Origin of the sequence: Pseudomonas sp. C6002, from assembly GCF_013385805.1 — a bacterium.
In the GTDB taxonomy this organism is placed as follows: Bacteria; Pseudomonadota; Gammaproteobacteria; order Pseudomonadales; family Pseudomonadaceae; genus Aquipseudomonas.
Genome location: NZ_JACAPH010000042.1, coordinates 27,347 through 43,623 on the forward strand (window position 1 = coordinate 27,347; position 16,277 = coordinate 43,623).

The following is a 16,277-nucleotide window of genomic DNA, read 5'->3' on the forward strand; positions in this document are numbered from 1 at the left end:
GTATCCCGATACAGGTAATGATCATGTATACCCATTCCGATGCACTGACCACGCTGTTTGATTTGCTCAACTCGCTGAATGCGCTGATTTCACATTTGACGAGCCAGCAACAGGCAGCCAAGCAGCGGGGTCTCGAGTTGTATCAACTCGGTGAATTCGAAGAGTGCGAAATCCACCTGACCATCTCCGCCTCGGCCGGCGATGCGCCGTCCCAATACGCCCTGGGCGAAGCCATCCGGCGCCGGGTCGGCAGTGTCGACCCCGATGCCCAGGCGTGGTACCGCCTGGCCGCCGCCCAGGATCATGTGTACGCCCTGATGCGCCTGGGTGGCGAAACCAACCTGGCCAAGGCGAAGACCCTCGCCCAGGCAGGTGCCGATGCTGGCGACGGCGCAGCGATGCTGCAGCTGTATGAACTGACCAAAGATCGCTCGTGGCTGAGAAAGGCAGGTGATGCCGGCTGCGCCGAGGCCTATTACATTGCGGCGCTGTTGTACGACAAAAACCCGGAGGCCAGTGACAACCGCGACTCCATGCTCAGGTATGCGGCCTTCAAGGGCTTCCCGCCAGCGATGAAGTGGCTGGCCAACATGCAGACCTACTACCGCAACCTCTCGTACCAGCGCATACACCTGGAAAAACGGCTGGCGCTGAATGACCTTGATGGCGTCATGACCTATGCCGGTGCGCTCGGCGGGTTCGATATCGATGAAAGTGGCACCAACCGCTATCACTACCCCGAGAACAAAATCCACGCCTATGGGCTCTACTGGCTGGTCATGGACAGTACCCGGCAAAACCCACGGCACGCCGATGCCGCAGGCTACCTGCAACAACTGGCCAGCGCGCTGACTGCCGAAGAAATGGAAACAGCCAAGGCGTATGGCCGCCAGTGGAAAACCGAGCACCCGGCGCTGTCGGAGTTCAGGTTGACCTACAGCGACCTGAAATGACCAGCGTCTGATGAAGGATTCGAGAGCACATCCGGCAGTTAAAGATTAATTAATCCAAAAACAGCTTGGCTAAGTATTTCCAGGCTGGTACGGTTTAGTGGATTATTTAATCCACTAAACCTCAGGCCTCCCCCATGACAGCTCACACCCCTCGCTTCAACCACAAAGTCGCCCTGGTCACCGGCGGTTCCCGCGGTATCGGCGAAGCGATTGTCCGCCGGCTTGCAGCTGAAGGTGCAGCGGTCGCGTTTACCTATTCCTCCTCTGCCGACAAGGCGCAAGCGCTGGTTGGCCTGATCGAAAGCAAGGGCGGAAAAGCCTTGGCGATTCAGGCCGACAGCGCCGATGTGGCGGCAATAGAACGGGCGGTCGCGGCCACTGTCGAGCATTTCGGCGCCTTGAATATCCTGGTCAACAACGCCGGGATTCTGCTGATGGGTACCGTCGACACCTTCAGCCTGGAAGACTTCGACCGAATGTTTGCGGTCAATGTGCGGGCCACGTTTGCGGCGACCAAGGCCAGCTCGGCGGTGATGCACACGGGTGACCGAATAATCACCGTCGGCAGCGTGGTCGCCCAACGTTCGGGCTTCCCGGGCTCCAGCGTCTATAGCATGACGAAGTCGGCGATCGCCGGTATGATCCGCGGCCTGGCGATTGATTTCGCGCCGCGCGGCATCACCGTCAACAACGTGCAGCCGGGCCCGACCAGCACCGACATGAACCCGGCAGACGGGCCCCATGCGGACATGATCAAAAGCCTGATTCCCTTGGGCCGCGTAGGTACCGCCGACGATGTTGCCGGCATGGTTGCTTATCTCGCGTCCCAAGAAGCGGCATTTGTCACCGGCGCAAGCATGACCATTGATGGCGGCTACCTGGCCTGAGCCTTCACCTGCAATTTCCTCCGAGGTAACCATGGCAAGACCCAGAGCATTCGACCGCGACCAGGTGCTGCGCGAGGCCATCCGGGTTTTCTGCGACAAGGGTTTTGCCGCGGCCTCGACTGAAGAACTGATGCAGGCAATGGGACTGAGCCGCCAGAGCATGTACAACACCTTTGGCGACAAACGTCAGTTGTACCTGCTGGCGATGGCCGAGTATCAGCGCACCGGCGTCGACGACTTGATCGAGCGCCTGAACCAGGGCCCGACCCCGCTGCAGGCACTGCACGACACCCTGCAATCCTTCGCCACCCGCGCCCTGCGGGAAGGAACGGCGGGTTGCATGGGCGTCAATGCCATCTGCGAGTTCGGCCTGGAAGATGATGAGATCAATCAACTCACCGCCCACAGCGCCGAACGCTTGCGCAATGCATTCGAACAGACGCTGGAGCGTGCGCAGGAACAAGGCGAATTGACCGTCGGCACCGATCGCTCGGGCGCGTGTGATTTTCTGATGGCCACCCTCAGCGGCATGAAAGTCGCCAGCAAGGGCGGCGCCACCACTGAGCAGCTGGAGCGCATTGCGGGTTTTGCACTGCGGGCGCTCAGCGCAAACGCGTGATCAGCCCACTACAGGATCGGCGCGCCAAATCGACCCAATCGTGGCATCCAGTGGTCCAGGATCTGCGCTGACGCCAGGATATGGTGCGCATGCCCGATCAACAGCCGACGCGGCACGAACCCGATATAACGGGAGTCATCGCTGTTATCGCGATTGTCGCCCAGCATGAAGTAACTGTCGGCAGGCACCACCACCGGGCCGAAATTGCGCAGCGCCCGTACTGTCGGCATGAACTGCACCGTGCGCTGGCTGCTGTTCGCACGCTCCGTCACCTTGATACCCGGAACTGTTTGGCCAGGCGCGATAGGCTCGCTGATGTCCTGCCCATTACTGTAGGTGGCCGGCGTACCGTTGACCCACAACACCTCGTCGCGCATTTCCAGGGTATCGCCGGGGATACCGACAATGCGTTTGATCAAGCGCGTGCCGTCCTTGGGCGAAGAGAACGTGACGACATCTCCGCGCTGGGGGTTATCCAGTCTCGCCAGGGAAATATCGGTGAGGGGCAATTTGAGGTCGTACGCAACGCGATTGACCAGCACCACATCGCCCTCAAGCAACGTCGGGCGCATGGAACCGGACGGGATGGGATTCCAGTCAGCCAGGGAGGTGCGGAAAACCCCGAAGCACAGCCAGAAAATGATCGCGTAACGGTAGCGGATTAACCAACGGCGCATAGATCCTCGCAATACGAAAAGGCACACCGGCCTGCGCCGGGTACCCACGGTGATTTTTGGCAATGCTCGCTTATTGCATCGGAAGATTAAATTAACATTAGCGTTGCCGACCCATGACAGTCGATATTTTCAAGCACACAGAAAAGGAGTTTCACGCCCCATGGATAGCAAATGTTCGGTCTTTATCGCAGCCAGCGTCGACGGCTTTATTGCCAGGCCAGATGGTGATATCGAGTGGCTCCATCGCCCTGAGTACGAAGGGGCCGAATTGAACGGCGTGACCTATGAACACTTCATCGCCACCGTGGATGCGCTGGTGATGGGCCGCAAGACCCTGGAAAAAGTGTTGTCCTTTCCGGAGTGGCCCTATGAGGGCACGCCGGTCATAGCACTCTCTCACCAATCGGTTGAGCTACCTGCAGCTTTGAAGGGCAAGGTTGAGGTGGTGAGCCAGGATGTCACCAGCCTCGTGGCAGCGTTGGCCAAGCGCGGGATGAAACACCTGTATATCGACGGAAGCCAGACGATTCAGGCGTTTCTTGAGGCGGGTTTGATCGACGAGATGATCATCACGCGTATTCCGGTTGTGCTGGGCCAGGGGATCCCCTTGTTCAGCCAGTTGGGTGGCGAGCATGAGCTTCGGCATATCGGCACGTATGCGTCGGATAACGGGTTTGTTCAAAGCCGGTATGAGGTGAGTGGCAAGCGCTGATGGTCGCGGGTTAACACCCGGAAATTTCCGACAGCTTTTTAGGGTTGTCGCTCAGAAGATGGCTCCCTACTCTTCGGTGGTCGCTGCAAATTCAGCGACCGGGTTTCGCAGCCCGGGTAAACTCTAGACGCACAGCGTCCACCACAAGATAGCGGGCGCTTTTTTATGCCTGATGTTATGGCGGCTGTGCGCGGGATACCTTCGGGTATGCCGGGTGCCTAGAGTCCCGGTCTGCGAACCTGCGTACAGCTGCCACCCGATTGTCGTTTCGCAGCGATGGGTGGCGGCTCCATTACTCTAGGAGCGTCGTCATGATCAAAGACAGTCCAAACCCGCCACTCGATTCACCCTCGCTTCACGCGGCTGCTCATCGGGCGATTAATAATTACCTAATACACCCACAAAACCAGAGCTGTCTGCCAAGGCACATGGTCTCTTTGCGCTGCATAAATAACTATATGTCCAGACCTCTTCGATCCGGACTCCGAAGAACTTGCATCAGTCCCAACATCGGCAACCCCCTTGGAGTTTGAACTTGACGCCCCACCCACGCAATATGGATCTAAGGATATGCCAAAGTTCGGAGGAGACTCAACTATTGGCAAACCATGCCCCCAACAATAAAAAACTCAAGTAACGAAACGGCACAACGCTAAGACGATCGGAGCTTATCGGCACCTTATTAAATAGATACACCTTTATACCCGGCACACTAACCTCAAAAAAAAACGAGCGCAATAGCGCGTGCGCTAATCGCCGGACGCTTCTATAATAGTTCAAAAGCCTTATCGACGTCTACGCTGCCTCACCAACTTGGCTTTCGCAACAATTGAAACAAACGCAACAGCAGACTCGACAGACTGGGAGGAATCAATGTACTCATTCAACATTCGACCAAAAACCTGATCATCAAAATTTGAAAAAATAACTTCATCGGTAAGGACATCAAGTTTATCGCGAGGGCTGTAAGAGGTATCCTTCTGAACTGTTGAGACACTGTCCAAAGCGATATCAGTTGATATATCAGGCGTTTCAAACGTCAGCTCTGTTTGAGGCATTGATGAAGAATCAGTTTTTTGCGTTTGACTATTTTCGCTACCTCGTGGCACGCGACGAATTTCCGGCAATTGCGCTTTAGTTATTTCCGATTTCAACTCGGCTCTGCGTTTAGCAAGAATGGTTTGCCCAAATGGTAATCGGCACCATTGCCAAATCGCATCACCTACTTGATATTCAATGCCTTCGACAGCAAGAATACCCAACCCAGCGATAGCAAGCCCACCTTCACTAATGCCAATAGAAGCCGCTTGGCTGCTTGGAGGGTTCCACCTTCCAAGATCAGGATACACAAAACTACTCTCTTGGCGACCTTGTGATATAGACGCTAAACGTTTGGCCTCTTTCGTAATATATTCAGCATCTTGTACTGGCCACATAGGAGACTCTAATGCAATTGCCCCTAATAACGCGCCCGCCATAGTCGCTATCGTATCAGTATCACTCTCCAACTCATTCGCAGAAGCAATCAGTGCCTCCTCAATAGGACCTTTTCGATAAACATATGCTAGCACAGACGCAGCCAAAGCAGTTTTAAAACCAGACCCACGATACTTAACAGTCAGGCAACCCAACTTTTCAAGGATTCGGTGATATCCATTTAAACCTTCAATTAAAATTAATTCCGATATAAGCTCGACATCACGAAGAGCTTCTTCCTTTACCCGTATCAGGGCTTCCTCCAATGTGCCGCCGGTGTTACTCTCCCACGCAGAGCGCCAAAAAGCAGCTAACTGAGAGTCACGCCCAATCAAGGCAGGCAAATCGGTAAACTTATCAATATATCTTTGCCAAACTCCGGGTCCTGGAATTTCACCATTTTTTAGAACATCATTTAGAGTTAAAGCGTGAAATACAGCACCACAAAATCCATGAGGATGCCCATGAGTTACTAGAGAGTCTCGGAGTACGTTAAGCAGAAGGTCGTCCAGACTCCCTTTAGACGCCCACACATGAGGCTGAACACGCATCGCGGCTCCGTTCCCGCCACCAGTTATATATTTTTGAGTGCCTCGTTCGTAAAAATTTGAGAACCAGTTAACCCCTCTACGCGAGAGATTCACAGCTGCAGCCTTCGTTCCCAGCCCGCCACCAAGTGCATAGGTTGGCCAGACCGTAACTTCAATTTTTGCGAAAGTCTCGACATCAAACGATCCATTCCCTCTGATCGACCGAGATACGGCGAGACGTAGCTGTGTGTCGTCGGAATATGTTCCAGCAGGAAGAGCAACTTTTGGGCCATTACGCCCACCTATCATACGCTGCCATTTGACCGGCTCAGTTACCCTTGTCTTACCGACACGATGCTTAACACCTGCTTCCCCCCGTGCAAGCTCAGTCATCCAGCCAAGAGCATCCCCCGCTGCGGCCCAAAGGGCAGAATTCACGACAGCCCTTTCCCTCCGCTCCATTGAAACCGTCCCGAGGTGGCTTACAGATTGCTCAGTATTCAATTTGGCCGTCCTTCAAACTTCTGGGGTGATATCAAAACGTCTACACCACGGAGGCCGAACTCTCGCAGCCATCCCTTGGCGATATCATGACAATTTTCGTCTTGGACGTATATGCGACGGAGATACTCCGTAGAAATCTGCCCAAGATACAGCACTTCCGCCTGCTCACATGTGGGCAAAGGCAGTGGTCGCTGAAGGCGGTAAACCTTCCAATTCGGACTCTTTCGCAGGATGCAAGGCTCGAAAAGATCAATGAACCCCAACAAACCAGGCTTTCGTATACAAAGATCGTACGAGTTATTTGTGGTCGTAAATACGACCTCATCATGAGTTATTACAATAGGATCAAACGCTAAAATACCCCACCATATATCGGCATCTATGTGCCACTTCTGCGAGACAAGAAAATATCGTCGATTTATCTCAGAAATTGACAAATTTACAAAGTCTAACCAGTTCTGACTCTTATCAAAAAACTCTTGCGCTTCCGGCCTATCCGCAGCGTTCACATGTAAAATATGTTGCAGGTAGGCAGCTTGAGGAAGACGATGACGAGACAAGAGTGCTCCAGTAGCAAGAGTTCCAACAATTCCTCTGTTAGTCGTAAAATGCAAAACCTCGGTAATACTGCGCCTTTCAACTTCAGCAGCAATGGTCATACAGCCTCCTGACCAAATGTGCCTGGAGAAAAAAATCTAACCAACTGAGACCCCTCCCCCGGCTTATAACCTATAATTACTGCTTTTCGGGCCCGAGCTACCGCCACAGCTAATAGACGCCGCAACACAAGCACCTGATCATCAAACTCCTCTTCAGCAAAATGCGTGTTTTCCTCGTTAAATCCTATTATAAAAACATAGTCAAACTCTAGGCCTTTTGCAGAATGAAATGTCGAAAGAGCTACGTTCTCAGGACCTTCAGGCCACTCCCTTTCACGGGTAATGTCTACATAATCAATATTATGACGTGCCAATGTAGATTTGATTTGATCGAACCATTTCCCTGCCTGAGGTTTAAGAAACGCTACTGACTCATCCTCCAAATTCACATATTCTTTGATGTAGTTAGCCGCCCATTCTGCCTGATCCGAGTACTTACCAAGAAGAACCTGCGGCAGATCACCATGATCTGAAGCAGCGTTTAGGTTTGGAAGAGCACCATCACCGTCAACGCCTACACCATTCAAAATTCCAGCAGCAAATGCAGCTATCTCAACGGTATTTCTATGATTAGTATAAAGAGGATGTATCCTCTCTGGCCGGACGTCAAACCCTGCTTCAGCCCAAGTAAACCCTCGAGCATAAATTCTCTGTACCGTATCAATAACAAACGTAACAGTATGATCAGGCGCAAGATGATGTTTGATAGCTCGCAGTTGATTTGCGGAGAAATCCTGACTCTCATCTACAACTACGATATCATAACCTATCGACTCAATATCTCGGGCCATAGAAACCGACAATTCATTCCAATCTTTAGAGCCTTGCGCAGACAACCAATTAAGATACGGATAAACTACCTCATCTAGAATTCTACGCCGGAGGTTTCTATCAACACGAGGCAACACCCCGCGCCCTGTACGCTCGAATGTTATATAGTTTTCGAGACTCTCGGGCTCGAATCTCCCTAGCAGATAGTCGACTTCCTTCAATATATATTCTGGAGTTAAAACATCCAAGCCAACCGCGAACGCGCTTAAAATCTCTCTCGCACTCTTTTGTTGAATCACTTGCACATTTAAACTTGAGATAGCCCAACGGCTAAAGGTATCAATTTCGAGGCTTATATTTAAGCCTTTTTCAACTTGATGCTCTGCCAATGAGCTAATATATCCCGCAAGAGTACGATTAAATGTGAGCACGAGAATCTTAACAGGCTCAGGTATCTCTTTCCGCTCATGACGCTCAGCAAACATATAACAAAGCGACCTAAGCCTTAACAAGGCTGTAGACGTTTTCCCACTACCCGCAGCACCACAAATCACCTCAACGCCGAACCTGTTTTGACTGATCAACGGAAGCTGTTCGGGAGTAGCCTTAACCAGAGGAAGCGTCTTCATTTTTTGTAAAGTCCATTTAAAGTTGAGCACGTATACCGCCAGCATCCCCATAAACTGAGCAGGAGATGCCAATTAGCCACTACTTTTAGCTACTTTCGGTGCCGCTAGTCAACCTGCTTCGCTCCATGAACGAAATATATCGCGCTTTCAAGCGAATAATCTCAATGTGGTGCACATCATAAACCACCCAATCCTCCTCATTAGGTGGCGTCATGACACAGTCCAAAATTGCCGGATGCAACATTTCAGATTTGACAAAAAACGCCCCGAACCAGTCGGGGCGTTTTTCATTCAGCAATCACCAATCAAGCCTGATCAGCCAACCGCCACGTCGTCCCGCCCTTCCCGTCTTCCAACACCACACCCATCGCGGTCAGTTGGTCACGGATACGGTCAGACTCCGCCCAGTCCTTGTTGGCCCGGGCAGTCAAACGTGCCTGGATCAGCGCATCAACTTCAGCGGCATCCACACGCCCTTCAGCGCCCGCCTGCAGGAAGTCATCGGCTTCCATCTGCAATACGCCCAGCACGCTCGCCAGCTCTTTCAAACGTGCGGCAAGCCCTGCCGCTGCGTCGAGATCGCTCTCGCGCAGGCGGTTGATCTCGCGCACCATTTCAAACAGCACCGCGCAGGCTTCAGGCGTACCGAAGTCGTCGTTCATCACTTCGGTGAACCGCGCGACAAACGCTTCGCCGCCCGCAGGCGCCACGGAGGGCAGGCCTTTCAACGCGTGGTAGAAACGCTCCAGGGCGCCCTTGGCGTCCTTGAGGTTGTCTTCCGAATAGTTGATCGCGCTGCGGTAATGGCTCGACACCAACAGGTAGCGCACCACTTCCGGGTGGTACTTTTCCAGCACGTCGCGAATGGTGAAGAAGTTGTTCAAGGACTTGGACATCTTCTCGCCATTGATGCGAATCATGCCGCAGTGCATCCACGCGTTGGCGTAGGTCTTGCCGGTGGCCGCTTCGCTCTGGGCGATTTCGTTTTCGTGGTGCGGGAACTCAAGGTCGCTGCCGCCGCCATGAATGTCGAAGGTCTCCCCCAGGCAGCAGGTGGACATCACCGAGCATTCGATGTGCCAGCCCGGGCGCCCGGCGCCCCATGGCGACTCCCAGCTCGGCTCGCCGGGCTTGGTGCCTTTCCACAGCACGAAGTCCAGCGGGTCTTGCTTGGCTTCGTCGACTTCGATCCGCGCACCGATGCGCAGGTCTTCGATTTTCTTGCGCGACAGCTTGCCGTAGCCCATGAACTTGGCGACGCGGTAGTACACGTCGCCATTGCCCGGGGCGTAGGCGTAACCCTTGTCGATCAGGGTCTGGATCATCGCGTGCATGCCCGGGATATGGTCCGTGGCGCGCGGTTCCATGTCCGGCTTGAGGATGTTGAGGCGTGCCTCGTCCTCGTGCATCGCAGCAATCATGCGCTCGGTCAGCGCGTCGAACGACTCGCCGTTTTCGTTGGCGCGATTGATGATCTTGTCGTCGATGTCGGTGATGTTGCGCACATACGTCAGGTCATAACCGCTGAAACGCAACCAGCGGGTCACCAGGTCGAAGGCAACCATGCTGCGGCCGTGGCCGATGTGGCAGTAGTCGTACACGGTCATGCCGCACACGTACATGCGCACCTTGTTGCCATCCAGCGGCTTGAAGACTTCTTTGGTCTTGCTGAGTGTGTTGTAGATCGTTAGCACGACAGTTCCTTAAAACAGAATCACTGGCCCCACGAATCACGCAAGGTCACGGTACGGTTGAATACCGGAGCACCGGGTTTCGAGTCCTTGATATCCGCGCAGAAGTAACCTTCGCGCTCGAACTGGAAACGGTCTTCCGGCTGTGCGTCGCCAAGCGATGGCTCGGCACGACAACCCGTGAGAACTTGCAGCGAGTCAGGGTTGATGTTGTCCAGGAAACTGGCGCTGTCTTCGGCCTTCTCGGGATTCGGCGAGCGGAACAGGCGATCGTACAGGCGCACTTCGCACTCGACGCTGGCCGCCGCCGGCACCCAGTGCACCACACCTTTGACCTTGCGGCCTTCCGGGTTCTTGCCCAGGGTGTCCGGGTCGTAGGAGCAACGCAGTTCGACGATGTTGCCATCGGCGTCCTTGATCGCTTCGTCGGCACGGATCACGTAGCTGCCACGCAGGCGCACTTCGCCGTTCGGCTCAAGGCGCTTGTAGCCTTTTGGCGGCTCTTCCATGAAGTCATCGCGGTCGATGTAGATTTCACGGGCGAACGGCAGCTTGCGCACGCCGAGTTCTTCTTTCTGCGGATGACGTGGCAGTTCGAGGTTTTCGACCTGGCCTTCCGGGTAGTTGGTGATCACCACCTTCAACGGACGCAGCACGCACATGGCGCGCGGGGCGTTCGCGTCGAGGTCCTGACGGATGCTGAATTCGAGCATGCCGTAATCGACCACGCCGTCGGAGCGGTTGGTGCCGACCATTTCGCAGAAATTGCGGATCGATGCCGGGGTGTAGCCACGGCGGCGGAAGCCCGACAGCGTCGACATGCGCGGGTCGTCCCAGCCAAACACGTGCTTTTCATCGACCAGTTGCTTGAGCTTGCGCTTGCTGGTGATGGTGTAGTTCAGGTTCAGGCGGCTGAACTCGTACTGACGCGGGTGCGCCGGTACCGGCAGGCTGTCGAGGAACCATTCGTACAGAGGACGGTGGCTTTCGAACTCCAGGGTGCAGATGGAGTGGGTGATGCCTTCGATGGCGTCCGACTGACCGTGGGTGAAGTCGTAGTTCGGGTAGATGCACCACTTGTCACCGGTCTGGTGGTGATGGGCGTGGCGGATGCGGTACATGATCGGGTCGCGCAGGTTCATGTTCGGCGAGGCCATGTCGATCTTGGCACGCAGTACACGGGCGCCGTCCGGGAACTCACCGGCGCGCATGCGGTTGAACCAGTCCAGGTTCTCTTCCACCGAACGGTCGCGGAACGGGCTGTTCTTGCCCGGCTCGGTCAGGGTGCCACGGTATTCCTTGGCTTGCTCCGGGGTCAGGTCGTCAACGTAGGCCTTGCCGGCCTTGATCAACTCGACGGCCCAGTCGAACAACTGGTCGAAATACTTGGAGGCATAGCGCACTTCACCGGACCATTCGAAGCCCAGCCACTTGATGTCGCTCTCGATGGCGTCGATGTATTCCTGGTCTTCCTTGGCCGGGTTGGTGTCGTCGAAACGCAGGTGCGTGACGCCACCGAACTCCTGGGCCAGGCCGAAGTTCACACAGATCGACTTGGCGTGGCCGATGTGCAGGTAACCGTTGGGCTCAGGCGGGAAGCGGGTGACGATCTGCGTGTGCTTGCCCGAATCCAGGTCCGCCTGGATGATCGGGCGCAGGAAATTGACCGGGACGGCAGGTCCGGCCTTGGAATTCGAGGTAGGGTCGACAGTGGGCTTGCTCATAGGATCCTTGAACAGACGAAGTACTTGGCCGGGTGAGGCCGACAAACAAAGGGCTTATCATAGCCGATGCTGTCAAGGCCCTGACAGAGCGTGGCCAAAAACTGCTGCATTTATTGCACGGGCGGTAAAAAACCACCTCGAAATTCCCGCAGGTCACGCTAAACTGCGCGCCTTGGCTGCCGTTTTTGCCAAGCAGGTAAGGCGCAAAACGCCCAAACCCACGAATTCCTTGAAAGAGTAGTGAACATGACTCAAGTCAAACTGACCACCAACCACGGTGACATCGTCATCGAGCTGAACGCCGAGAAAGCGCCGATCACCGTCGCCAACTTCATCGAGTACGTTAAAGCCGGCCACTACGAAAACACTGTTTTCCACCGTGTCATCGGCAACTTCATGGTCCAGGGCGGCGGTTTCGAGCCTGGCATGAAAGAAAAGAAAGACAAGCGTCCAAGCATCCAGAACGAAGCGGACAACGGCCTTTCCAACGACAAGTACACCGTCGCCATGGCCCGTACCATGGAGCCGCATTCGGCCTCCGCGCAGTTCTTCATCAACGTCGCCGACAACACCTTCCTGAACCACAGCGGCAAGAACGTGCAGGGCTGGGGCTACGCGGTATTCGGTAAAGTCACCGAAGGCCAGGACGTTGTCGACAAGATCAAGGGTGTGCAAACCACCGGCAAGGCAGGTCATCAGGACGTTCCGGTAGAAGACGTTATCGTCGAGAAAGCCGAGATCGTTGAGTGATATTGCTGATTTCAGATTTGCATCTGGAAGAGGAGCGCCCGGACATAACCCGGGCGTTTCTGGATTTACTGCACGGCCGCGCCCGTTCTGCCCAGGCGTTGTACATTCTGGGGGACTTCTTTGAAGCCTGGATTGGCGACGATGGGATGACGCCCTTCCAGCGTTCGATTTGCCTGGCCCTGCGCGAGCTGAGCGACAGCGGCACCCAGATTTTCATCATGCATGGCAACCGGGATTTCCTGATCGGCAAGGCGTTCTGCAAAGCCGCAGGCGCAACCTTGCTCAAGGACCCGAGTGTGGTGCAACTCGCAGGCGAGCCCGTGCTGTTGATGCACGGCGACAGCCTGTGTACCCGCGACCTTGGCTATATGAAGCTGCGGCGCATCCTGCGTAACCCCATCACGCTGTTCATCCTGCGCCACCTGCCCTTGCGCACGCGGCACAAGCTGGCGCGCAAGCTGCGCAGTGAAAGCCGCGCGCAGACGCGGATGAAGACCAACGACATTGTCGATGTAACGCCTGAGGAAGTGCCGAGGGTGATGCAGCAGTTCGGCGTGCGTACGTTGGTGCATGGCCACACCCACCGCCCGGCGATTCACAAGTTGCAGATTGGCGAGCAAGCGGCCAAGCGCATTGTGCTGGGGGATTGGGACAAGCAAGGGTGGGCGTTGCAGGTGGATGAGCAAGGGTTTCAACTGGCGGCGTTTGACTTCGTCAATCCGCAGTTGGCCTTGCCTGGCGCCTGATCCTCAGACACAACACCCATCAAATGTGGGAGCTGGCTTGCCTGCGATAGCATCACCTCGATGCATCTGATGTACCGAGGTGCCTGCATCGCAGGCAAGCCAGCTCCCACATTGACCGAGTTCGGTCTTTCGATCAGTGGCCAGAAGCCTCCGGCCCCGCCTTCGCTGCAAACGGCGGTTTCGCCAGCCATACAATCACGATCAACGCCATGAACATCCACCCCAGCAACGTGAAGTAATCCACGGTGGACATCATGTACGCCTGGCTCGTCAGTATCTGGTCCAACTGCGCATACGCCTTGTGCCCTGCCCCGCCGAGCGCCTGCAAGGCGTCCCGGGTGGCCGAGTCGTAGGTGGTCATGTTTTCGCTCATGTAGGCATGGTGCTGGTCCGCCCGGCGAATCCAGATCCAGGTGGTCAACGAGGCCGCAAAGCTGCCGCCCAGGGTCCGCAGGAAGGTCGCCAGGCCAGCGCCGTCGGCGATTTGCGCCGGCGGCAGGTCGGACATCAGGATGCTCAAGGTCGGCATGAAGAACAGCGCTACGCCGATCCCCATGAACAACTGCACCAGGGCGATGTGCGTGAAGTCTACTTCATTGGTAAACCCGGCGCGCATGAAGCAACTCAAGCCAATCGCCAGGAACGCCAGCCCGGCCAGCAGGCGCAGGTCGAACTTGTGCGCATATTTGCCCACGAACGGCGACATCAACACCGGCAGAATCCCGATCGGCGCCACCGCCAGGCCCGCCCAGGTGGCGGTGTAGCCCATCTGGGTTTGCAGCCATTGCGGCAGGATCAGGTTGATCCCGAAGAAACCCGCGTACCCGAGTACCAACACAATCGTGCCGATGCGAAAGTTGCGATAGGCGAACAGCCGCAGGTTGACCACCGGGTGCTCGTCGGTCATTTCCCAGATCACGAACACCGCCAGGGCGACAGCCGAGATCACCGCGCCGATGATGATGAAATTCGACTCGAACCAGTCCAGGTCGTTGCCCTTGTCGAGGATGATCTGCAAGGCGCCGACGCCGACGATCAGGCTGAGCAAGCCGACGTAGTCCATCGGTTGGTAGCTGGTGACCACCGGGCGTTTCTTCAGTTGCGAGCGCACCACCATCACGGCAAAGATGCCGATGGGTACGTTGATAAAGAAGATCCACGGCCAGCTGTAGCTGTCGGTAATCCAGCCGCCGAGGATCGGCCCGGCAATCGGCGCCACCACCGTGACCATCGCCAGCAACGCCAGGGCCATGCCACGCCTGGCGGGGGGATAGACCGCGATGAGCAGCGTCTGGGTCATCGGGTACAACGGGCCGGCAACCAGGCCTTGCAATACCCGAAAGCCGATCAGCTCAGGCATCGAGGTGGAAATACCGCAGAGAAACGAGGCCAGCACAAACAGGATGGTGGCCCACAGAAACAGCTTCACCTCGCCGAAGCGACGGCTCAGCCAGCCGGTGAGCGGCAGCGCGATGGCGTTGCTCACGGCAAACGAGGTGATGACCCAGGTGCCCTGCTCCGAACTCACGCCGAGGTTGCCGGAAATCGTCGGCAACGCCACGTTGGCGATGGTGGTGTCGAGCACCTGCATGAAGGTCGCCAGGGACAGGCCGATGGTGGCCATCAGCAAGCTGGGCGGCGTGAAGGAGGCGTTAGCGTTACTCATCGCGAATCCTGTGCAACATGATTGGCGCTACGGCCGCCGGGGCCGCAGCTGATGGATTGGCGAATCAGCGCTGGGCAGCCTTGGGAGCGGCGACGCTGTTGTCATGGATCAATTGGGTGATCATCGCATCGGCTTCGGCCAACTGGCGGTCGTAAACGTTGGTGGTGAACGAAGCCTTCTGCGGCGCCTGCTGGGCCAGTACCGGGCCGCTCTGGTCGTGCAGGTCGACGTCGACCACGGTGGACAAGCCCACCCGCAGCGGGTGCTTGGCCAACTCTTCGGCGTTCACATGGATACGCACCGGCACCCGTTGCACGATCTTGATCCAGTTACCGGTGGCGTTCTGCGCCGGCAGCAAGGCAAACGCGCTGCCCGTGCCCGCGCCGAGGCTGTCGACGGTGCCGCTGAATTTCACGTCGCTGCCGTAGATATCGGATTCGATATCCACCGGCTGGCCGATACGCATATTGCGCAGCTGGGTTTCCTTGAAGTTGGCGTCGATCCACAGTTGATCCAGCGGGATCACGGCCATCAGTGCAGTACCCGGCTGGACCCGCTGGCCCAATTGCACGGTACGCTTGGCCACATAGCCGGTCACCGGTGCGATCAGGGTGCTGCGGGCGTTGGTCAGGTAAGCCTGGCGCAACTGTGCGGCGGCAGCCTGCACGTCCGGGTGGGACGAAATCACCGTGTCATCCACCAGGGCGCTGCTGGTCTTGAACTGTTGCTGCACGTTGGCCAAGGCGTTTTGCGCCGAGGTCAGGTCGTCACGGGCGTGGGACAGTTCTTCCTGGGAAATCGCCCCGCCGGCAGCGAGGTTCTTGCGTCGGTTGTAGTTGTCCTGGGCCTTTTGCACGTTGGCTTGTTGCGCCAGCACCTGGGCTTTCATGCCATCGACGTTGCTGTACAAACCACGCACCTGGCGCACGGTGCGGGCCAGGTTGGCCTGGGCACTTTGCAGGCCGACGGCCGCGTCGTTGGGGTCGAAGTTGATCAACACCTGGCCTTCATGCACCAGGTCGCCGTCGTCGGCGCCGATGCTCACCACGGTGCCGGTCACCAGCGGGGTGATTTCCACCACGTTGCCATTGACGTAGGCGTCGTCGGTGCTTTCGCTGAAGCGACCATACAATTCGTACCAACCCCACACGCCCAAGGCGCCGAGGATGACGATCAGCGCCAGCACAAACAGCATGACTTTGCGTTTGCGCGGGTTGCTGTTGTTGGGTTGTTCAGCCTTGTTTGTTTCAGGAGCGTTGTTGCTGGTTTCGGCAGTGGCCATG

General features: G+C 56.3%; 14 protein-coding genes. 6 read left to right on the forward strand and 8 right to left on the reverse strand.

The genetic code is table 11. The features are described 5' to 3' along the window. Positions 1-23: 23 nt before the first annotated feature. From HX817_RS28195 to HX817_RS28205, 3 genes are all read left to right on the forward strand, one after another. Positions 24-953: a sel1 repeat family protein gene (locus HX817_RS28195; protein ID WP_177041933.1), complete on the forward strand. Its 930-nt coding sequence runs from the start codon at positions 24-26 to the stop codon at positions 951-953. 134 nt (positions 954-1,087) lie between these two features. Beyond that, positions 1,088-1,840, forward strand: coding sequence for a 3-oxoacyl-ACP reductase family protein (locus HX817_RS28200; protein ID WP_177041936.1), 753 nt, complete (start codon positions 1,088-1,090; stop codon positions 1,838-1,840). A gap of 31 nt (positions 1,841-1,871) precedes the next feature. Then, positions 1,872-2,459, forward strand: coding sequence for a TetR/AcrR family transcriptional regulator (locus tag HX817_RS28205; protein ID WP_023658972.1), 588 nt, complete (start codon positions 1,872-1,874; stop codon positions 2,457-2,459). 8 nt (positions 2,460-2,467) lie between these two features. On the opposite strand, the gene lepB is transcribed toward HX817_RS28205, so the two are convergent. Then, a complete protein-coding gene (lepB, locus tag HX817_RS28210; RefSeq protein WP_177037194.1) occupies positions 2,468-3,136 on the reverse strand; it encodes a signal peptidase I in 669 nt (222 codons plus the stop codon). Between the two features lie 160 nt (positions 3,137-3,296). Between lepB and HX817_RS28215 the strand changes: the two genes are divergently transcribed. Beyond that, complete coding sequence (locus tag HX817_RS28215; protein ID WP_177041938.1) at positions 3,297-3,848, forward strand: dihydrofolate reductase family protein; 552 nt, start codon at positions 3,297-3,299, stop codon at positions 3,846-3,848. 785 nt (positions 3,849-4,633) lie between these two features. Here the strand turns inward: HX817_RS28215 and HX817_RS28220 are convergent. The 5 genes from HX817_RS28220 to HX817_RS28240 form a co-directional block, all read right to left on the reverse strand. Beyond that, positions 4,634-6,292, reverse strand: coding sequence for an ADP-ribosylglycohydrolase family protein (locus HX817_RS28220; protein ID WP_218182648.1), 1,659 nt, complete (start codon positions 6,290-6,292; stop codon positions 4,634-4,636). A gap of 62 nt (positions 6,293-6,354) precedes the next feature. Further along, positions 6,355-7,017, reverse strand: a complete 663-nt coding sequence (locus HX817_RS28225) for a DarT ssDNA thymidine ADP-ribosyltransferase family protein (RefSeq protein ID WP_177023295.1) — start codon at positions 7,015-7,017, stop codon at positions 6,355-6,357. Beyond that, positions 7,014-8,489 carry a 3'-5' exonuclease gene (locus HX817_RS28230; protein WP_256344315.1) on the reverse strand — a complete coding sequence of 492 codons (1,476 nt, stop codon included), beginning with the start codon at positions 8,487-8,489 and terminating at the stop codon, positions 7,014-7,016. The genes HX817_RS28225 and HX817_RS28230 overlap by 4 nt, the downstream gene beginning before the upstream one ends. Positions 8,490-8,722: 233 nt before the next feature. Further along, positions 8,723-10,111 carry a cysteine--tRNA ligase gene (gene cysS, locus HX817_RS28235; RefSeq protein WP_008432427.1) on the reverse strand — a complete coding sequence of 463 codons (1,389 nt, stop codon included), beginning with the start codon at positions 10,109-10,111 and terminating at the stop codon, positions 8,723-8,725. Positions 10,112-10,131: 20 nt separating this feature from the next. Next, positions 10,132-11,832: a glutamine--tRNA ligase/YqeY domain fusion protein gene (locus HX817_RS28240; protein ID WP_008432425.1), complete on the reverse strand. Its 1,701-nt coding sequence runs from the start codon at positions 11,830-11,832 to the stop codon at positions 10,132-10,134. A 246-nt stretch (positions 11,833-12,078) separates the two neighbouring features. On the opposite strand from HX817_RS28240, the gene HX817_RS28245 reads away from it, so the two are divergent. After that, the gene (locus tag HX817_RS28245) at positions 12,079-12,582 is read left to right on the forward strand and encodes a peptidylprolyl isomerase (protein ID WP_003211783.1); all 504 of its coding nucleotides are present in this window, start codon (positions 12,079-12,081) and stop codon (positions 12,580-12,582) included. Continuing rightward, on the forward strand, positions 12,579-13,328 hold the full coding sequence (lpxH, locus tag HX817_RS28250; protein ID WP_177028448.1) for a UDP-2,3-diacylglucosamine diphosphatase: 750 nt from the start codon (positions 12,579-12,581) through the stop codon (positions 13,326-13,328). The genes HX817_RS28245 and lpxH overlap by 4 nt, the downstream gene beginning before the upstream one ends. Positions 13,329-13,461: 133 nt before the next feature. On the opposite strand, the gene HX817_RS28255 is transcribed toward lpxH, so the two are convergent. Both HX817_RS28255 and HX817_RS28260 read right to left on the reverse strand, forming a co-directional pair. Further along, positions 13,462-14,994 carry a DHA2 family efflux MFS transporter permease subunit gene (locus HX817_RS28255; RefSeq protein WP_003211786.1) on the reverse strand — a complete coding sequence of 511 codons (1,533 nt, stop codon included), beginning with the start codon at positions 14,992-14,994 and terminating at the stop codon, positions 13,462-13,464. 64 nt (positions 14,995-15,058) lie between these two features. After that, positions 15,059-16,276 carry an efflux RND transporter periplasmic adaptor subunit gene (locus tag HX817_RS28260; RefSeq protein ID WP_177041940.1) on the reverse strand — a complete coding sequence of 406 codons (1,218 nt, stop codon included), beginning with the start codon at positions 16,274-16,276 and terminating at the stop codon, positions 15,059-15,061. Position 16,277 lies beyond the last annotated feature (1 nt).